Genomic DNA, 3,904 nt, shown 5'->3' with positions numbered 1-3,904 from the left:
GCGGGCCGGGGCAATGGTGGCCGTTTGCAGGGCCTGCATGGGCGTGAGGCCGCCCTGCACGTACAGCTCCAGCTCGCGGGCCAGGCTGCTGCCGGGAAAGCCCATGTCGGTGCCCGCCACCACCGGAATGCCGTGGTCGTGTAGCGCTTTCACCAGCCGCGGCACACTGGCAAAATACGCGGCGTACTTGGCCGCATCGGCCGGCTCCGAGCCCATGTTGCGGTACAGTGCCTGCAGGGCCAGCGGCAGCCGCGCATAGTCGGGCTCAATGGTGGTGATGTCGTCTTTGGTCGAGCGGAACATGAGCTCGTACACGCCCGCCGTGGGGTCGATAACGGTGTGGTGGGCTTTGAGGAAACCGAACACCCGGGCGCTGGTGGTGTCATCGAGGATGAAGGAGCGGTCGGGGTTGCGCTTCAGCAGCCGGAAAACGTAGTTTAGGTGGTTAACTTGGTCCATGCCGGCGGCTACGCCCTGCACAATGTTCATCCTCCGGGATGTGGCCCGTGACGGGTAGCCCCACCCGGTGCGCCTCGGCGCAGATTACGGGTACCAGCTCGGGCTTTACCGAGCTGTAGAGCTTTATTTGGGCAAAATCGTTGGCTTTGTAGCGCTGCACCACGGCGACGGCTTCGGCCGGGGTGTTGGCCCGCACAATACCCAGCGCCATTGGGCCGTCGCCATCGATGATGCCCGCTTTGAGGATGCGCGGGCCCACGCCCTGGCCGCTGTCGATGGTGCGCTGCACGGCGTTGATGTAGTCGAACTCGTTGCCGCAGTCGCGCACGGTCGTCACGCCGGCGGCCAGGTAGGCCGGCCCCCACTCGACCTGCTGGAAGTGGGCGTGCATGTCCCATAAGCCCGGCAGCACGGATTTGCCTTCGGCCCGAATCACCCGCGCACCTTTGGGGATGGACGTAGTAGCCGCCGCGCCAACTTTCAGAATCTTGCCGCCCTCTAGCAGCACCACCGCGTTCGGGATGGTGCGACCGCGCACCACGTCGACTACCGTGCCGCCGGCAATGGCCAGCAGCGGAGGTTTCGCGCCGGGCCGGGCCGCAGCCCCCATCTCCTGCCGAAACAGTTGCATGCCGTAGGTAGCCGCCCGCCCGATGAGCGTCGGCAGCAGGCTTTCGTAGGGCTGCCACATCATTTCCAGCTTGTCGCCCTCGGCATCGTTGGTGATGATGCACACGAGGTTGTTCTGCGCGTCGGTCCAGAGCAGCTCGCTGCCCCACACCAGCCCTTTCAGCACGTAGCGGCACAGGGCCAGCGGCTGGCCCGCAAACTGCAGGGTGTCGCGCCCGTCTTCCCGAATCTGCACCGTGCCGCTGGACAGGAGCGGCAAACTGGCTGGGCGGCCGTGCTGCTGCCAGTAGCGCAGCAGCAGCAGCTGCCCCGTGCCGGGCGAGTATCCGGCCACGGGAAAGCTCAGCCCCGCCCGCGGCTCGGTCCGCACCGCGTCTTCGACGCGGATGCGCGCCTGCCCGTTGGCAATGCTGATGGTGTCGTTGATGGTGCTGAAGCGCGAGGTCTGCCCCTTCACGGCTAGGCGCAGCGGCTCGCCGGCGGGCGTCACGGCGATGTTGGCATGCAGCACCACCGGCGAGCTGCGGTCAGTGAATTTAAAGCTGACGTTGTAGATGTGGGCCTGGGCGGTGCGGGTGAGGCGGTAGGTTTCCTGGCCGATGCGTTGCGCAAACTTGTGCAGCAAAAAGGTGGCGCTATCGGCGGGCGCGGGCACGGCCTGGGCCTGCGCCATGGCCGGCGCGAGAGCGGCGAGCAGGGCTAGTAGGTGGACTTTTTGCAGCATGGCAATAGGTTGAGGGAATGAAAAACCGGCCGCCAGATGCTGGTGCTTTGCGGGCTGAAGCATACCAAACGAGCCGCCGGTTAACCCGCATACCTGACAATTGCCCGATTTATTACGATGCTGCCACCACTGTTTTCTGTGGCAGGTTGCACTACGCACCAAACGCTAGGCTGACGGGCCGGCAACTGCTTAACAAAAGCAGCCCGGCAGCTTTGGCATTGCGGCGGCGAGCCGGCTTCGAGTTTAACTTTGCAGATTCTACTTCCATCGAAATTAAGTAAATGAAGCATTTTTCTACATTACGCGCCGTGTCGGCGGCCTTCTTACTCCTTCCAGCCAGTGCTTTTGGCCAACAAAACTTCCAGCCTGCTAAAGTTACCACCCTTGCCGGCGACACCTTGCGAGGATTCATCAACTACCGGGGCTGGGAGCGCAACCCACGCACCATTGCATTCAAACCCGACCTGCTGGCACCGGCACAGTTGTTTCGGCCGCTCGACATCAACGGGTTTAGTGTGAGCAACGAGCGGTATGCCGGCGCCAAAGTAAGCGTCGAAGATTCGCCGCAGGATTTGGATAAGCTCTCGACGACGGCCACGCCCAGCTACCGGGCCGATACCGTGTTTCTGCGCGCTCTGGTGGCCGGCCCCAAAAGCCTATATCAATATAAGCCTGCCAAAGGCAATCGCACGTACTTCTACATCCAGCAAAATGGCACTTTCGACCTGCTGGTGTACAAGCGCTATAAGCAACCGGGCGACGGCCCGGTAGTCGTGCAAAACAACAACACCTACCAGAACCAGCTCGCCCTCTACCTTGCCGACTGCTCCAGCATGGAGCGGCAATTACAGGAGACGCATTACTACACCAGCAGCCTGCAACGCGTCCTGGCCAACTATTACGCTTGCACCAGCCGGCCCGCTGCTTTTCAGCTTCGCAAAAAGACGAGCCACCAGTTGGGCGTACTAGCAGGCGTTACCCGCACCAACCTGAGCTTCAGCGACGTTAAAAATCCGGATTATCCCACGCTCGATAGCTATAACCAGGTTGGCCCTACCGCCGGGCTATATTATTACATACCGCTGCCCGGCAACCTTGGCCATTTTTCGTTCAACAATGACCTGCTGTTCAGCTCTTTCAAGGGTTCGGGCAGCCGCGAGGACTTTACTCCCACCGCCAGCACCTACCGCACCACTTCCTTTTCGCTGGAACTGGCTTACCTGAAGCTCAATACGCTGCTCCGATTTACTCAGCCGCTGGGGGCTGGGGCCATTTTCATCAACGCCGGCATGTCCAACGGTTATGCTATTGTGGCGAAGTCGGAAAAAGTCCTGCGCGAGAAATTTTACTCCTCGGAGTACACCTCCACCAGCGAAGCCTACCCCGACCCGCGCCGCTACGAGCAGGGTTTTGTTGCCGGCGTGGGCGCCGGTTTCAAAAAAATCTCCGCGGAGGCACGCTATGAGTACAGCAATGGCTTTCTCGACTATCAACGGCTAGGCTCTGCGTTTAAGCGCTACTCGCTGCTAGTAGGCTACCGCCTGCATTAGCGCGCCGTTGCGGGCAGCACGGCTTCGCCCTTTGCTCGCACCAGAATCTCACAGCAGCAGCACGTCGATGCGGTGCGCGTGCACCTGCTGCAAGTCATCAGACCACGCGAACACCGTGAAATACCCATCGACCGAGGCCACCAGGGCAATGGCATCGTGCTGGTCGTGCACAAACTGGGCGGCGGCCAGGTGGCGGGTGCCGCCGTTCTGGGCCGGGTGCAGCTGCCGGGGCTCGCTGCCCACCACGGGCTCGGTGAGCACCATTGTTTCGACGGGTGTGCTGGTTTTGGCCCGCGCCACCTTGGCCCCGAAGGCCAGCAGCGTGTATTCGCGGGTGATGACCGTGGCCCCATCCACGGCCGTGAAGCCGCCCACAATGCCAATGTTGCGCCGCAAACTGGCCTGCCACTTGCGCCGTGACTGCCCCGGCCGCTGCACCGCCCGAATGCCGGTGTAGGCCGGGGCCACGGGGTAGTTCAGGGGCTGCACAATAGATTGCTGCCACGCCTCGGAGCCGGGCGGCACTACCAGCACCAGCCCT

Annotated in this window: 2 protein-coding genes and 2 pseudogenes; 1 reads left to right on the top strand and 3 read right to left on the bottom strand. The window is 62.3% G+C overall.

Features of this window, described 5'->3' with window-relative positions:
- Both ACYVDE_RS16655 and ACYVDE_RS16650 read right to left on the bottom strand, forming a co-directional pair.
- A pseudogene (locus tag ACYVDE_RS16655) lies at nt 1-489 on the bottom strand (hypothetical protein); the annotation flags it as partial.
- Nucleotides 446-1,813, bottom strand: coding sequence for an amidohydrolase family protein (locus ACYVDE_RS16650; protein ID WP_460502677.1), 1,368 nt, complete (start codon nt 1,811-1,813; stop codon nt 446-448). The gene ACYVDE_RS16650 and the pseudogene ACYVDE_RS16655, both read right to left, overlap by 44 nt.
- 398 nt (nt 1,814-2,211) lie before the next feature.
- Between ACYVDE_RS16650 and ACYVDE_RS16645 the strand changes: the two genes are divergently transcribed.
- Complete coding sequence (locus ACYVDE_RS16645; protein WP_460502676.1) at nt 2,212-3,363, top strand: porin family protein; 1,152 nt, start codon at nt 2,212-2,214, stop codon at nt 3,361-3,363.
- 48 nt (nt 3,364-3,411) lie between these two features.
- Here the strand turns inward: ACYVDE_RS16645 and ACYVDE_RS16640 are convergent.
- Nucleotides 3,412-3,904: pseudogene (locus tag ACYVDE_RS16640) on the bottom strand (putative sensor domain DACNV-containing protein); the annotation flags it as partial.

It is taken from the genome of Hymenobacter agri (assembly GCF_054778495.1).
The sequence above is the reverse complement of the archived record's forward strand: the minus strand, read 5'-3'. Positions and strand labels throughout refer to the sequence as shown.